Below are 15,723 nucleotides of genomic sequence, written 5' to 3' on the forward strand. Positions count from 1 at the left end.
ATTATCAGTATTATTAGCATTATCAGTATTATTGGCATTATTGCTATTATGGTATTATTTCGTATCTTTGCCCCAAAATAATAATAGCAAACAATTGTGGAAACCAAAATATCAGTCATAGGGGGAGGTAGCTGGGCAACAGCGCTCATCAAGATTTTTACTGCCAATATCGACCAAGTATGTTGGTATATGCGTAATGAGCAGGCAATTGAACACATCAAAGCTACCAAACACAACCCCAATTACCTCAGCGATGTACACCTGAACATCAGCAAGCTACACCTCACAAGCGACATTAATGAGGCAGTAGCTTTCAGCGATTACCTCGTATTCTCTATTCCCTCGGCTTTCTTGAGCGACGAACTCGAAAAACTGACGGTGCCGCTATCAAGTAAGAATATCTTTTCAGCTATCAAAGGTATAGAACCCAAAAGCGGACTCATTGTAGGGGAATATTTTAATAAAGTACATCACGTACCCTACGCACAAATAGGCATCATCGCAGGACCTTGTCACGCCGAGGAAGTAGCCTTAGAACGCCTCTCTTACCTCACCATCGCTTGTCTCGATGAAGAAAAAGCCCGCTTCATAGCAGAAGCGATGAAACGCCACTACGTAAAGACTAAAATCTCCGATGATGTGGTAGGTATTGAGTATGCTGCTATGCTCAAGAACATCTACGCCCTCGCAGCCGGTATTGCCCACGGTCTGGGCTACGGTGATAATTTCCAAAGCGTATTGATGAGCAACGCCATTCGCGAAATGCGCCGCTATATCAAGCACATTTACAAGATAAAGCGCAACATCAACAACTCCGCTTATCTCGGCGATTTGCTCGTAACCGCCTATTCGCTTTTCAGTCGCAATCGTATGTTTGGCACAATGATAGGCAAAGGCTACACCGTGAAAAGCACTATGGCTGAGATGAATATGGTAGCCGAAGGTTATTACGCCACCAAAAGCGCCTACCTCATCAACAAAAATCAAGAAAAACCCAGCCGCACCCCCATCCTCGATGCGATATACAAAGTGCTCTACGAAGGCAAAAGAGCCAACTTTGTATTTGCAGAACTCACAGCAGAGTTAGATTAGCTAATTTCTAATCTGCTAATTTTTAATTTGCTAATTAATTTTATGTTTACAGGAATTATAGAAGAAATAGGAAAAATCGTACGCGTAGAAAGCGAGCAAGCAAACTTGCATTTATACGTACAAAGTTCGTTCACTAAAGAACTCAAAATAGACCAAAGCGTTGCCCACAATGGGGTATGCCTTACCGTAGTCGCTATTGACGGCGATGTATACCAAGTAACCGCCATTGCCGAAACCCTTGCTAAAACCCACTTAGGATACTTGCAAGCAGGTGATGAGGTAAACTTAGAACGCGGTATGCTCTTGGGCACCCGTTTAGACGGTCATATCGTGCAAGGTCACACCGACCAAACCGGCACTTGTACCGTTATTCAAGAAGAAGACGGTAGCACTCGCTTTACTTTTCAATACGATCCCTCATTAGGCAACGTAGTCATTGAGAAGGGCTCTATTACCGTTAATGGCGTAAGTCTTACCGTAGTTAATGCTACGCCCCATAGCTTTTCAGTAGCCGTAATTCCTTATACTTTAGCCCACACCAACTTGCACAACCTTCAAATTGGTAGTATCGTGAACTTAGAATTCGATGTTATCGGTAAATATGTCGCTCGCTTGATGCAGCGATAAGTCTCTCCCATATCAAATCGCGTACCTCTTCGCGCAGAGTGTCTTTATCTTCAAGGGTTTTACCTTCGGTAGCAATAGGCGACAATATATCCACACGCATTGGGCCTACACTACCCGCAAAAAAGCGGAAAGGAAAACGCTTTTTAGTATCGTAGAACACCATTGGCACGATAGGTATTTGGCACTCAATCGCAATGCGAAAAGCTCCGTCCTTAAAGTTGTCAAGCACTATACTTTCATCATCAGGCACGCCCCCTTCAGGGAAAATACAGATGCTCAAGCCTTGAGCAATGCGCTCCATTGCTTGGCTATAAACCTCTCTCCTACTCTGCGGACTCTTTCTGTCTACCATTATGGCTACACGTTTGTAGAAATAGCCAAACAGTGGCGTTTTGCTCAGCTCTTTCTTCCCCACAAACACGAAAGGGTTACGGCTACAGTAGAACATTAGCATTATATCCATCATACTGTAGTGATTAGCAACTAACATATAACTGCAGCGGTTGTTAGACAAGGCGTATTCTCTGCGCACCTTAGGCCAAAAGCCCATACCGTACAGTATAGGGATTGCCCAGAGGTTACGCGCTACCCAGTAGAACGCGCGATACCAACTCTCCCGTGCTGTAAGCAACAGTAGCAGAGGTAACCACAAAAGAATAAGGATGAGTACCCATAGGTAGAACCAAGATTTCCACAGTAGCCAAAAAGTATATTTCAGGAGTTTCATTTGCTATAATGTATTATTAATTTGGCAAAGAAAAATATATTACTGATTTCTAAATATATAAATAACAGCACCTCTCTTAGCAGTATTTTTTTACAGTGTAAAAGTATCGTTAAAACGGTAATAAAGTTTTGTTAAAACCAAATTCCCCTTTGCTACTTTAATTTTTTTCCGTACCTTTGCCAACGCAATGAGGGTGGTATCTCATTGTAAAACTTCAAATAATAGTTTTCATAATTTAAAGTTTTGGTTGGTTAATGGAAAAGTCCGATATTACTATCGGACTTTTTTTATTAGGCAAACCACCATAATCTCCAAGGAATCATTGAGAGCAAGCACACCAATGCAATGCCGTAAAACAAGGCTATTTTGCCATACATCTTGCGCACTTCAGTTTGCTTTTTGAGTTTTACCCACCCTACAGTAATTAAGGTTACCGCTATAATATTCATTATAGGGTGCTCTACCAATAGTTGACGTAACAAGCTGTCTTTCATTACTATTTTAGCTCCTTCTCCCCACATTTGCAAACGAGGAGTAACTACGTAGACTAACAAGCCTAACAACAGTTGGATATGCGAGAAAACTAAGGCAAATAAGCTCAGACGGAGATCTTTTACTCCAAAGTATTTTCTCTTACCAAAATATCCGATAAGTGCATTGATAACTGCTGCGATAAGGACTATCAATACAAGATAGGCAGATAGTGAATGTGTTTGTTTAATTAGTTGATACATAATATTATTTCTAAATTTGCGGGCAAAAATACAAATCTTTTTGAAATTCTTTTCTTTCTTCAAAGTATTTTTTGTACTTTTGCCTTTAGATGATAGTTGTCAATTATTGACGAATAACAAATGACGAGGCACTGAGCGGACTTGTAGGACGAGGATGGAGAGATTCAGATGTGTTGGATATTTCAGACTTGTTAAAGAGACTTTGAAAAAATCTGAGGGTCTTAGAAAAGCGAGCTTTTAGCTTGTGTTAGCGGAGGGAATAAAGCTAATCATCAACTTTGACAAAGGTCGTAGCACGACGGGCAGTGCGAGCCGCACGGGCAGTGCGAGGTCGTAGCACGACGAGCGATTAAAAACTTTGGAAAAGTGTGTATCGCTAAAAGTGACACATTAGTGATTTCGGAAGGAAACGGAAAGGTTCGGAAGGGAGTTTTTAGGTAAAAGATAAAAGATAAGAGGTAAAATGGATATGGTTAGCTTATACAAAGCTTATAGGAAGCTTATACGAATCTTGGACGATTGTTATACAAAGGGTATATAAATAATTGATTAATACTATAATACAATAATGCCAATAATGCCGAAAATAGGGTTTCGAGGCGAAAGAAAGAGGTCGTAGCACGACGGGCAGGGGAAAATTAGAGCAATAGGCAATAGGAGGAGATGCGATGGAAACCTCCCCCTATTCACATACTCTGCTCTCGCAGACTTCCTTCAAAGGGGGAGTGTGGTGATAGGAAAAATAATAAAAACCTCCCCCCATTCACTTACTCTGCTCTCGCAGATAACCTCTAAAGGGGGCATTATGTGGTAGAGTTATTATAGACGAATAGTATAATTCTCAATAGAGTAATACATTCATTTTTTTCAATTCTCAACTAACAAATAATAACAAGGACTAAGAACTATATGACAGAACAAGTATTTGCCCTACACGTGGCAACCCGCAATCGACTTTTAGACTATTTGGAGAACCTAACTCCTGAACAATTAGCACAAGTGCCTGCAGGATTTCACAATAATATATGGTGGAATATCGCTCATTGCGTGGCGCAACAGCAGATATTGTGCTACAAGCTATCGGGACTTGATTACGCGGTGTCTGAGGCTTTTGTAGATACTTATAAAAAAGGGACTTATCCCGATGGGCATATTCCTACTGCTGACGAGATACAGGAACTACGTGCTTTGCTTATCAGCAGTCAGAAACAATTGCAAGCCGACTATGAGCGGGGGGCGTTCAGCAACTTTACGCCTTATACTACCAGCTACGGCTATGCGCTTACTTGTATTGAAGATGCAATAAATTTCAACAATACCCACGAGGGAATGCACCTTGGGGTAGTGATTGCCTTAAACTATTTTGCTAAATGATAGAAGACAAAGAACCCCACCGCACCTCATTAGCTGACTTAGGTGAGTTTGGCCTGATAGATTTGCTGACCAAAGATTTTGAGCTCAAAAACCCTTCAACACTCAAAGGGGTAGGCGACGATGCTGCGGTAATGGATTTTAAAGATAAGAGAACGGTCATCTCTACCGACCTGCTCATTGAGGGGGTACATTTTGACCTCAGCTATGTGCCGTTGAAGCACTTGGGGTATAAATCGGTAGTGGTGAATGTTTCTGATATATATGCGATGAACGCCACGGCTACGCAAGTAACCGTATCGATAGCGGTTTCCAATCGTTTTCCTTTAGAAGCTTTAGAGGAACTCTATGCGGGCATACGCTTGGCGTGCGAGCATTATAACGTAGATTTAGTAGGAGGCGACACCACTTCGTCTACACGTGGACTTATCATTTCGGTAACGGCTATTGGTGAAGCCGCCGAAGAAGATTTGGTATATCGCAACGGGGCGCAACCTAATGACCTTGTGGTGCTTACCGGCGACATAGGGGGCGCGTATATGGGCTTGCAGATATTGGAGCGCGAGAAAGCGGTATTTCAGGTAAACCCGAACTCTCAGCCCGATATAGAGATGTATTCGTACATCTTGGAACGGCAACTGAAACCTGAAGCTCGCAAGGACATTCCGCCATTACTCAAGCAATTGGGCGTAAAACCTACTGCGATGATGGACGTAAGCGACGGCTTATCGTCGGAGATACTGCACATTTGCAAGCAATCGGGAGTGGGTTGTAGGCTATATGAGGAGAAAATCCCGCTTGACCCTCAGGTTATTAGCACTTGTGAGGAGTTTAATTTAGATAGTACTACCATTGCTCTCAGCGGTGGCGAGGACTATGAACTGCTCTTTACCATTGCACAAAGTGATTACGACAAGATCAAGGGTAACCCTAATTTCAGCGTGATAGGCTACATCACTGATAAGGAGGAGGGGGTAAACCTCATCACTCGTGCGGGTCAGTTTATCCCGATTATTGCCAAGGGATGGAACGCACTGAGCAATGGTTAATGATTAATGATTATTGGATAAAAAAATAGTAAAATATATGAAAAGAAGAGCCTTTTTTAAAAATGGTGCGTTAGCAGCTTTAGGAGGATTGGTATTGCCGTCCTTTGATTTACAGGCACAAACCCTCAAAGAAGCACACCGCAACAAACGCACTAAGAACATCATCTTTATGGTGAGTGACGGGATGAGTTTTGGCACTTTGGTAATGGCTGACCTCTATCTCAAGCGCAAGTTTGGTCGCCCATCCGCCTGGATGGAGCTATACGAACAAAACCTTGCACAGCGCGCGGTAATGGATATGGCATCGGCGAGCTCAGTAGTAACCGATTCAGCAGCAGCGAGCTCCTCTTGGGGCGGTGGGGTACGTATTAACAACGGGAGCCTCAATATCAGTCCTAATGGCAAAGAGAATATGCCTATCTTGCAAAAGTTCAAGAAAGCGGGTAAGAAGGTGGGCTGCATTACTACTGTAATGATCAATCACGCTACGCCTGCGGGTTTCTGCACTTGGAGCAAAAGCCGCAATGCGATGGATGAGATTGCGCTCAACTATAGCGAATTAGGCTTTGACGTGATGTTAGGCGGGGGTAGCAAATACTTTGACCCTGCCCATCGGAAGGATAAGAAAGACCTTTTTGCTGTACTCAAAAAGAAAGGCTATACGGTAGCCCGCACACGCAACGAAATGCTGAAAGCGGCTACTAATAAACCTCTCTACGGACTCTTTGCCGAAGATGCCCTCCCCTACTCTATTGACCGCGCGCAAAGTAGTGAAGAACAAGCTAAAACGCCTACTCTTGCCGAGATGACCGCTAAGGCTATCGACCAGCTCAAAAATCACCCTAACGGCTTTGTAATACAAGTCGAAGGTGGTAAAGTAGACTGGGCTGCACACGGCAACGACATAGGGGCATTGCTCTACGACCAAGTAGCTTTTGATGAGGCAATAAAAGTCGCCCTCGACTTTGCTAAAGCCGACGGCAATACCCTTGTGGTGATTACCTCTGACCACGGTAATGCGAACCCCGGACTTATCTATGGAAAACAGTGCAACGACAACTTTGACCGTCTGCAAAACTTTACTCACTCTAACGACTGGATATTGCAACACATCAACCCTAACGATTCAGTAGCCAAAGTGCGCGAGCACGTAGCTCAATATTGCGGAGGTATTAACCTTACGGAAGAGCAAACTAAAGAACTCCTTGCTTACTATTCGAAGGCTGAACGCACTGAAGAAGGCTTGTACAATTACAAACACTTGCCCTACCGACTTTTTGCCGACATACAAAAAGCGTACACTTCCGTAGGTTGGATCAGTATGGATCACTCATCCGATTACACTGAATTGGCAATGTACGGACCAGGTAGTGAAAATCTAAAACCTTTTATGCGCAATACCGATATACACAATTTCTTGTTGGAGGCAGCTGAGGTAAGTGTTAGGGTTTAGGAGTTAGGAAATGAAAAACTTTCGCTTTCAGCAAATCATTGCCTTTGTAGGGGTAGTACTTTTCATAGGGAAGCTCATTGCGTGGCAGGTCACTCATTCCGATGCGGTTTTTTCGGATGCGATGGAGAGCATTGTGAATATTATTGCTGCCTTTATGGGGCTCTATTCACTATACCTATGTAACAAACCGCGCGATGCCGACCACCCTTATGGGCACGGCAAGGTGGAGTTTGTAACCTCGGCAGTAGAAGGAGCACTGATTGCTATTGCCGGAGTACTTATTATCATCGAGGCTGTGAGTTCTTTCATTAATGGCGTATCTCTCAATCGATTGGACTGGGGGATTGCTATTGTTGCTTTCACAGCCTTGATGAACTACGTAATGGGATATATTTCGGAGCGAAAGGGAAAACGCGAAAACTCCTTAGTGCTCATCAGTTCAGGCAAGCATCTACAATCGGATACCGTATCTACCATAGGAGTAGTGGTGAGTTTGCTATTAGTACACTTTACAGGTTGGCATCTGCTCGACCCTTTAGTAGCTTTCTTCTTTGGAGGATACATCATCATTGTAGGAGGCAAAATTGTTCGCAAAGCCCTCAGTGGCATTATGGACGAGAAGGACGAAGCCCTTTTTTCCGAACTGGTGAACATCTTGCAGGAGAACCGCAAAAAAGAATGGATAGACATTCACAATATGCGCATACAGCAGTTCGGGGCTCACCTGCACATCGATGCACACATCACCCTGCCTTACTACTATTCGCTTAAAGATGCCCATCAAGAGATGGAAAAGGTGATACACCTATTGGCAGAAAAGGTGGATAGAACCATAGAGTTCAACTTCCATTTAGACTATTGCAAGCCTTTTTCCTGCGAGCTATGCACTATTGACTGCCCTTTTAGGCAAAAACCTTTTGTACAAATTATACAGTGGGACGTGAAGAATATCGCAGGGGTAGCCAAACATAGATATGAACCACTAAAACAATAATGCAAATTACATATTACAAACATTGTTTCTTAGAGGTTTAATTTTGATGTACGACCTATAAATAGCTAACGATATTCTTGCTTGTTTAAAGTACATTTATTAATTTTGCACCGAAATACTGCTTTTATAGATAATATGATAACTACTTTCTTTTCAGAAAATTTAGGGTTTAGTACCATATGCGTTTTTCTACTCTCTTTGGGAGTAGCGTACTTCTCTTTGCCAAGTATCATATACGTGTCAAAGTACAAAAACCTAATGGACAAACCTAATGCACGTAGTTCACATAAAGAAAAAACACCTACCTTAGGAGGTATTTCTTTTTTTGTAAGTTTAGTTTTTTCTCTCTTTTTACTTCGTTTTTTCGATAATGACAATGTAGGTATTAACATCTTATCGGGTGTAGGTGTACTCTTTTTTGTTGGCTTAAAAGATGACCTCGTAGGTGTAAATCCGAGTACTAAAATCATAGGTCAAATCATAGCTACCCTGATGCTTTTCTTAGGAACTGGGCTTAAAATCACTACTCTGGATGATTTCTTAGGCATTACTGATATTCCTTATTGGCTTTCTATTTTTATGAGTTGCGGTATGATGATGATGATTGTAAACTCTTACAATCTTATCGATGGTATCAACGGCTCAGCCGCAATGGTTGGCATTGTGATTTTTGGGGCTTTTGCCTATGTTTTCTACGATGCTCAACTGTATTACTACTTCTTGTTATCAATTCTATGTATAGGTTTTTTATTAGCTTTTTTACGCTATAATTTATCGGTAAGGAAACGAGTGTTTATGGGAGATACAGGTTCTATGATTGCTGGTTTTCTCATCGCAGTCCTCGCTATTAAATTCTTTGCTTTAAAAACTGAAGCCTTAGAAAGTGCTATCATACATCCCACAAATAAAATATGGGTACTTCTTGCAATTATTTTCATCCCCTTTTTTGATACTACCCGCGTGTTCACCACCCGCTTATTACGTCACGGCAAGCCTTTTAAAGCCGACCGCAGTCATATCCATCACGTGATGATTGACTATATGAAACTATCACACACACAAGCAAGTGTGCTATTAGCTCTGATTAATTTAATTGTTTGCGTGGTTATTTTATATCTCAATACTTTTCTATCTTCCGTTTATTTAGGAGTTGTTTTGGGGGTTATTTTTATAGGATTGGCAGGACTTCTCTTTTATGTGAATAGAAGTTATCATACTCGTAAGAAGAAACAAAAAATACGACATATTGTAAAGGAAATTATAAAAAAGAAATAATTTTCGTACCTTTGCGCCCTATACCATAAGAAATGCTAAAACAGAATTTACAACTTAAACTCTCACAAAAGCTCTCCCCTCAGCAAATACAGCTGATGAAGCTCGTACAACTCCCCACTCTCGCCTTTGAACAACGCGTAAAACAGGAGATGGAGGAAAACCCTGCCTTAGAATCAGGACGCGAAGAAGATGCTTTAGACGAATTCCACGATGAGTTCGACAACTCAGCCGATGAATATAACGACAGCGATGTGATTGATATGGACGATATCAACATCGATGAATACCTCAGCGATGACGAAATACCCGACTATCGCCTGCACGCCAATAACTACAGCGACGACGATGAGGATCGCGATATCCCTTTCAGCGCCGAAGTGTCCTTCCACCAATCGCTTATCAACCAATTGAATACTTTCCCCCTCTCGGACGAGGATTACCTCATTGCGGAATTCCTCGTGGGTAGCATAGACGACACTGGCTACATACGCCGCTCTACTCAAGACCTTACCGACGACCTCGCTTTTACCCAAAATATCTATACCGAAGAAGATCACGTAGAACAAATACGCCAACAGATTATCTTTCAATTAGACCCTGCTGGTGTAGGCGCTGCCGACCTGCAAGAGTGTTTGCTCATCCAGCTCAAACGCAAAAAACAAACGCCCGCAGTACTATTGGCTATCGATATGCTTACCGAGGCTTTCGAGGCGTTTACTAAAAAACACTACAGCAAACTGCAACAACGCTTTTTGGTCACTGAAGAACAACTGAAAGAGGCGGTGCAGGAGGTGGAACGCCTGAACCCTAAACCTGGCAGTTCGTATGTGGGCAGCAATGTGCATATTGAGCAAATCATCTCCGACTTTACTGTAAAGGTAGTGGATAACGATTTGGAACTCTCCCTGAACGGGCGCAATGCCCCTGAACTGCACGTTTCTAAGGAATACAGCACGATGCTCGATACTTATAAGAAGAGCAAGGAAAAGAGCAATTCGCAAAAAGAAGCGGTGTTCTTTATCAAGCAGAAATTGGATTCGGCAAAGTGGTTTATCGATGCGATTCGCCAGCGACAACAAACGCTCCTCATCACGATGGACGCTATTATGGAACACCAGCGCGAGTACTTCCTCACAGGCGACGAACTGAAAATAAAGCCCCTTATCCTCAAAGATATAGCCGACAAGGTGGGTATGGACATCTCTACTGTATCGCGGGTGGCCAGTAGTAAGTACGTAACTACCCCTTACGGCACTAAGCTCATTAAGGATTTCTTTTCAGAATCGATGAAGAACGACCAAGGAGAAGACGTTTCTACCCGTGAAATCAAGCAGATATTACAGCAAATCATCTCTAAAGAGGACAAGAGCAAACCCCTCCCTGACGATGAGCTCGCTAATCTCCTCAAAGAAAAAGGCTACCCTATTGCCCGCCGTACCATTGCCAAATACCGCGAACAATTGGATATCCCAGTAGCGAGATTGCGAAAAGAACTGTAGTCTAATGACGAGTTACAGTGCGAGCCGCACAGGCAAAAGTGCGAGCCGCACGGGCAAATATAAAACTCCAGTATAGCGAAAGACTGTACTGGAGTTTTTGTTTGTTGTAAGGTGAAGGATATTACAAATCTAAGCCTTCTATTGCTTTAAGTAACGTTTCTATTCTTTGTTTACAAGTTTCAAAGAAATTATCACTTTTAATAATATCTGATTCCCAAGTATCTATTGAGAGATTAGGAATATAAGCATAACAAGGCCACCAATTTGAACTTTTCATTTCAACTCCAAAGTTCCCTAACTTTTCTCGCAAAGTTGCTCTATTGTCTTCTGAAACTTTATGATTATTAGGATTATTACATATTCCATAGTAATAACCTCTTTCAAAAGTAAATCCTATCCAAAATCTACCTTGCCACTCGGTTTTAGTGAGATAGAATCTTACATATTCTTCTTCACTTATTTCATAATGATAGTCAAGCCCTTTTTCTTTAGTCCAAGATTCCATTTTAGGACTAAAATATTTTCGTGATATAAAATTAAAAGTCTCTCCATAGTTTTGACTGATAACTTTTGCGGCTTTTAGATTTTCAATATTAGCTAAAATGCCAACAATTTCTTCTTGATTTTTACTATTCATATCTTGGTTTGTAAGTTGTTTTAGATGATTACTATATTGAATAAGCGTTTCTCGCACCAAAGGCAAACGTACTGCAAGAGCAATACATTTATCTAACCATTGAATAATAGTTTCTGCATACGAAATAGTGTTATATGCTACCTCCTCAGCACTTTGCGCAGAAGCCTCAGTACCATAAAGAGTGAGATAATAGATTTGATAGTTTTTAAAGTTTTTCTTAGCAAAAGCATTATATCTTTTCAGTTGTTCGTACTGGTCTCCTGCATAGATTTTATTTTCAATAATAAACGCATTCCCTTTAAGGTCTTTGATAAGGATATCAATACGCCCATTATCAGTGAAATATTCTGTATAGACAGTAGCATTGGTAGCTTCAAAATCTGGCAAAGTAAATTCTTTACCAATAGTCTCTAAAAAAGCCGTGAGAAACTGACTTTTGAGTGAATGGCTACCTTTAGGGTTTAATAGCTCTGCAAGAATAGCCGAATGCGTATTCTCATAGTGATTAACCCCACAAATACCGAACATATTAAAGCGACCTCCTGTAGCCTCCAATATCTCATTGTTTTTCTTATTAACAAGAGCTATTTGGCTTAATAAATTCTGTAAGTGTTCCATATTTTGTAGTTGTTAATTTTCTAAAATCCGATAATAGCTCTTGCTCCAATTATATAATCTGTAAGTAGATCGTGTTTTTTATCTTCTTTTGATAAAATCTCAAAACCAAAAGGAAAAGCATATTCTTCATTTAGTTTTTTAGATATCTTATTTGCCCTCAAATCTATATTTAAGGCTTGCTTAGCTATAGCTTTCCAAGCATTAATATCTGCAGAAGACATTTTACTGCGTTTCACAATATATATACTTGAGTATTTTTCTAATTGTGGAATGTATTTATTTGATTGAGTGTAAATAGCTATTATTTGGGCTATATCTTTTTCTAATTCATCTAACATAGCTACACCTTTTTCCACAAATAGTTCTTTTCTTGCAATTGTTAATTCCATTTTAAATGACTTAGATTGGATAATATCACAACCATCAAGTCCTCCATTTTTTATATAGGTATATTTTTGAGGTAATTTTTCAAATTTCTTTTGATATTCTTCCTCTAATTTTGCTTCTTCAATCTCTTTTTTATATTTTTCTCTTTCATAAGCTAAATGTTCTGAAGTTACAGCATACTTATTTCCTTCATATTCAAAAATAGTATACTTCCTATTTTCCATTGTGTTATATTTTACGCCATATTTTTGTAATTCAGGCATTACATATTTATTATCAGAAGCATTATATACTACTTGATCCCAATTTTCGCTATTCATATAATACTCTTTCTCATTTTGAATTTTATCTAAAGAAATTTCATACACATCTTTTGTGATAAAATCAGCAGTATATTCAGGCGATATTATCCAATCTAGTTCTGTTTTCTTTATTTTCCCTGAATCAGCATTTTCTACATATTTTTTATTAGATAAATAGGTGTCGTATTTATCTTTAATAGGAGTTTTGGAAGACACTGTCTTATCCCACCCTACCACTTGTATACTACCGTATTTTTTTATCTGCCTTTTGACGTCAGATTTTGATAGTTTGTTCAAATCTATTACTTCATCTACTTTATTTCCTGTTTGTAGATGGTGTGTTTTCATAAATTCTACAATATCATTAAAGTCTGTTTCTAATGACATTTCTTTTAGTTTTAGAATATTGTTAACCTCATTGATATTTGTAGTTTCATAGTCTGTAACAAACTGTAAGCTTTTTACGTAATAGGGAGTTTCTTTCTCTCCATAATACTTTGTGGTTGTTTTGCGAGGTTCTACTTTATAAACAACAATAGTTTGTGCTTGTACTTGTATAATAGCAAAACATAAAATGATAAAAATAATTACTTTTTTCATTGGTAAAAAATTTTGAGCTTGTATTTTTATTATAGAGGAGTGACCATAGCCACTCCCCTATACTTGTTTTTATGGTTTGGGTTTTATGATACTTACATATTCTTTAAACCCTACTGCATTTTTATAAGCATTTACTGCACTTGCTGGAACATAAATATTCTCCAAAGTACTATCAAAATGAGCCTTTATAGTTGGAGGTGTTGTTCCTTGAAAAGTGATAGATTTTAATTCATTATATGAAAAAGCAGCATCTCCAATGTTTGTTACACTGGAGGGAAAAGTAATAGAAGTCAATTGATTTGTATGAAATGCTGTTTCTCCAATGCTTTTTACATTAGTCCCAATGGTAACAGAAGTTAATTGATTATTCCAAAAGGCATTCATTTCTATTTTTATTACATTATTAGGAATAATAATAGAGGTTAATTGATTATTAGAGAATACACCAGTCTCTATAACTGTTATAGTATTTGGAATAACAACAGAAGTTAATTTGTTATTTGAAAACACATTATCCTCTATAATTGTTATGCCATTTGGAATAATAACTGAAGTCAATTTATTATTAGAAAAAGCAGAATATCCTATTTTTGTTACCCCACTTGGGATAACAACTGAAGTTAATTCGTTATTTGAAAACACATTATTCTCTATAATTGTTATGCCATTTGGAATAATAACTGAAGTTAATTTATTATCTGAAAAAGCAGAATACCATATTCTTGTTACACTATTAGGAATTGTAACAGCAGTTAGTTGATTTTTACTAAAAGCATAAGGTCCTATTTCTCTTACTCCATTAGGAATAACAACACTTTTTAAATTACAACCTTCAAAAGCCGAACCGCCAATGGTTTTTAATCCCTCAGGTAAAACTATTGAAGTTAAATTTGTATGATTTTGAAAAACGTAGTTACTAATATCTGTAACATTACGCAATACTTCATCAGCTTGCATATCAATACTTGTAAAGTTTTTATTTTTCCACTTAATTAACATTCTCCCATCATTGATCAATTCGTAGTCATCAGGAGAAATTGTTTGTGGTTGAGGTTGAGGTGTATTCCCTTCTCCTAAAGTAATAAATGAAGTCCCCCAACCATTTTCTGTTTTTGGTCCGTAGAGACGTTTATTTTGGGTATCAATATACCAATCTCCTACCTCTCCTTGTGAGGTAGTGGGAGTAGTCGTACCAGAAAGTATTTTTGTTCCGCTACTACCATTTTGTCCGTTGCTACCATTAGCTCCATCTTGTCCCTTTAAATTTATGGGGGTTCCCCAACCTTGTGCCGTTTTTGCTCCGTAGAGTTCCCCAGTACTTTTGTCGAGATAATAGTCACCTACATTCCCTAAAGAAGCATCAGGAGCTCCTATACCCGAAAGAATTTGGTTACCTTTCTGTACTTCTACACGTTCAATTACTTTTTCGGTTTCTTTACCGCAATTGCTAACAGCCAGTGCCATTAGCACGGCTACTGTAATTAAAATAAACTTTTTCATTGTTTGATAAAAATTATTTAAGTTATTAATAAAAATATACTGTTTTACATCTTCTGTTGAGTATTTTACGTAAAATATTACACTTCTAACATCAAACTCCACACCTATTAAGGTATTATTTCACACCTTAGAAGTGTAAAAATATACTTTTTAAGTAAAAACTTGCACTTAAAAGGTTTGATTTTACAACTAAAACGCCCAACTTTATACCTTAATTACCCACTTTTAGGTCATTTACATCATTAGAAGCGTCGCTTTTACGATTACGAGCAAAAAATTGTTTCAACTCACGGTATTTACTTTCAAACCCTACCGCATTACTACCTGCGCGAAAAGCGGTATAATTGTAGTCGTTTAGTGAATCTTGGTAGTTGTCGTAATCATACAGCGTTTTGGCGTTCTTTAGGCGGTCGAGCAGGTTCTCCAAACGGTGGATAATTTGTTCAGTAAATTGTCGGCTTTTAAAGTCGCGGAAAAACTCGTCCCAATCCACATCTATACTCTTCAAGGTAGGTTGGTTTTGAGCGAACTCAGCCACTTTGTTAATGAGCAGTTTGTTTTGCTCGTTTACGCGTCCGTAGCGGTTGCGATCTTCTGGAGTAAGATTGTGTTGCAAAAGTTGCAATGTGGTTTCCAAAGCAGTAAGAGCATCGCCTACGGCTTTCTCTTGTTCAGCAGTAAGGTGAACATTGTTCAAATTATTTAAGCTCATATTATGAATGTTTTTATTGTTTACAAAAGGACAAAACAAAGCAAGCCAACCGCAGATGTTTAATCTACGGTTGGCTTGCTTTTTGAATTAAAAATATTTACATTACGCGCGAAGACATAAATTAGGCTTGCTTGCTTGCTTGCTTG

General features: G+C 39.3%; 14 protein-coding genes. 8 read left to right on the forward strand and 6 right to left on the reverse strand.

The window, feature by feature from the left end; all coding sequences use genetic code 11:
• Positions 1-96: 96 nt before the first annotated feature.
• Positions 97-1,092 (forward strand): NAD(P)H-dependent glycerol-3-phosphate dehydrogenase, encoded by a 996-nt coding sequence (locus tag RCZ04_RS01000; RefSeq protein WP_460484068.1) that lies wholly within the window; start codon positions 97-99, stop codon positions 1,090-1,092.
• Positions 1,093-1,134: 42 nt separating this feature from the next.
• Positions 1,135-1,719: a riboflavin synthase gene (locus RCZ04_RS01005; protein WP_460484069.1), complete on the forward strand. Its 585-nt coding sequence runs from the start codon at positions 1,135-1,137 to the stop codon at positions 1,717-1,719.
• Here the strand turns inward: RCZ04_RS01005 and RCZ04_RS01010 are convergent.
• Positions 1,682-2,446, reverse strand: a complete 765-nt coding sequence (locus RCZ04_RS01010) for a lysophospholipid acyltransferase family protein (protein ID WP_460484070.1) — start codon at positions 2,444-2,446, stop codon at positions 1,682-1,684. The two genes, RCZ04_RS01005 and RCZ04_RS01010, sit on opposite strands and share 38 nt — an antisense overlap.
• 290 nt (positions 2,447-2,736) lie before the next feature.
• Positions 2,737-3,180: a hypothetical protein gene (locus tag RCZ04_RS01015; protein ID WP_460484071.1), complete on the reverse strand. Its 444-nt coding sequence runs from the start codon at positions 3,178-3,180 to the stop codon at positions 2,737-2,739.
• A 909-nt stretch (positions 3,181-4,089) separates the two neighbouring features.
• Between RCZ04_RS01015 and RCZ04_RS01020 the strand changes: the two genes are divergently transcribed.
• The 6 genes from RCZ04_RS01020 to rpoN all read left to right on the forward strand — a co-directional run bounded on the left by RCZ04_RS01020 (position 4,090) and on the right by rpoN (position 10,821).
• Positions 4,090-4,554 (forward strand): DinB family protein, encoded by a 465-nt coding sequence (locus RCZ04_RS01020; RefSeq protein WP_460484072.1) that lies wholly within the window; start codon positions 4,090-4,092, stop codon positions 4,552-4,554.
• Positions 4,551-5,600 carry a thiamine-phosphate kinase gene (gene thiL, locus RCZ04_RS01025; RefSeq protein WP_460484073.1) on the forward strand — a complete coding sequence of 350 codons (1,050 nt, stop codon included), beginning with the start codon at positions 4,551-4,553 and terminating at the stop codon, positions 5,598-5,600. The genes RCZ04_RS01020 and thiL overlap by 4 nt, the downstream gene beginning before the upstream one ends.
• Positions 5,601-5,637: 37 nt before the next feature.
• Positions 5,638-7,053, forward strand: a complete 1,416-nt coding sequence (locus RCZ04_RS01030) for an alkaline phosphatase (protein ID WP_460484074.1) — start codon at positions 5,638-5,640, stop codon at positions 7,051-7,053.
• A 10-nt stretch (positions 7,054-7,063) separates the two neighbouring features.
• Positions 7,064-8,047 carry a cation diffusion facilitator family transporter gene (locus RCZ04_RS01035; protein ID WP_460484075.1) on the forward strand — a complete coding sequence of 328 codons (984 nt, stop codon included), beginning with the start codon at positions 7,064-7,066 and terminating at the stop codon, positions 8,045-8,047.
• 135 nt (positions 8,048-8,182) lie between these two features.
• Positions 8,183-9,322, forward strand: coding sequence for a glycosyltransferase family 4 protein (locus tag RCZ04_RS01040; protein WP_460484076.1), 1,140 nt, complete (start codon positions 8,183-8,185; stop codon positions 9,320-9,322).
• Between the two features lie 32 nt (positions 9,323-9,354).
• The gene (rpoN, locus tag RCZ04_RS01045) at positions 9,355-10,821 is read left to right on the forward strand and encodes an RNA polymerase factor sigma-54 (RefSeq protein ID WP_460484077.1); all 1,467 of its coding nucleotides are present in this window, start codon (positions 9,355-9,357) and stop codon (positions 10,819-10,821) included.
• A gap of 121 nt (positions 10,822-10,942) precedes the next feature.
• Here the strand turns inward: rpoN and RCZ04_RS01050 are convergent, their stop codons facing one another.
• The 4 genes from RCZ04_RS01050 to RCZ04_RS01065 form a co-directional block, all read right to left on the reverse strand.
• Positions 10,943-12,076, reverse strand: coding sequence for a PDDEXK-like family protein (locus tag RCZ04_RS01050; protein ID WP_460484078.1), 1,134 nt, complete (start codon positions 12,074-12,076; stop codon positions 10,943-10,945).
• Positions 12,077-12,096: 20 nt separating this feature from the next.
• Entirely contained in the window at positions 12,097-13,365 is a 1,269-nt protein-coding gene (locus tag RCZ04_RS01055) for a hypothetical protein (protein WP_460484079.1), read from the reverse strand.
• Positions 13,366-13,434: 69 nt separating this feature from the next.
• Positions 13,435-14,967 (reverse strand): leucine-rich repeat domain-containing protein, encoded by a 1,533-nt coding sequence (locus RCZ04_RS01060; RefSeq protein ID WP_460484080.1) that lies wholly within the window; start codon positions 14,965-14,967, stop codon positions 13,435-13,437.
• Between the two features lie 109 nt (positions 14,968-15,076).
• Entirely contained in the window at positions 15,077-15,577 is a 501-nt protein-coding gene (locus tag RCZ04_RS01065; RefSeq protein ID WP_460484081.1) for a hypothetical protein, read from the reverse strand.
• Positions 15,578-15,723: the final 146 nt, after the last annotated feature.

The organism is Capnocytophaga sp. HP1101, assembly GCF_054772415.1.